Annotated in this window: 1 protein-coding gene; it reads left to right on the top strand. The window is 54.6% G+C overall.

Features of this window, described 5'->3' with window-relative positions:
- Positions 1-227, top strand: a 227-nt coding sequence (locus HMPREF0308_RS13495) for a CorA family divalent cation transporter (protein WP_211205711.1), incomplete at both ends; no start/stop codon positions are given.

Below are 227 nucleotides of genomic sequence, written 5' to 3'. Positions count from 1 at the left end.
CAAATTCCACCGCGTGGATTCCTGGCTCTGCTGCGCAAACAATTAATTGTGATGCGTCGCTATATGGCACCGCAACGTGATGTTTATGCTCGTCTTGCCAGTGAACGTTTGCCGTGGATGAGCGATGACCAACGCCGTCGGATGCAGGATATTGCCGATCGCCTTGGGCGCGGCCTTGACGAAATCGACGCCTGTATAGCACGGACTGGCGTGATGGCGGATGAAAT

Origin of the sequence: Corynebacterium striatum ATCC 6940 (assembly GCF_000159135.1) — a bacterium.
Classification (GTDB): Bacteria; Actinomycetota; Actinomycetes; order Mycobacteriales; family Mycobacteriaceae; genus Corynebacterium; species Corynebacterium striatum.
The sequence above is the reverse complement of the archived record's forward strand: the minus strand, read 5'-3'. Positions and strand labels throughout refer to the sequence as shown.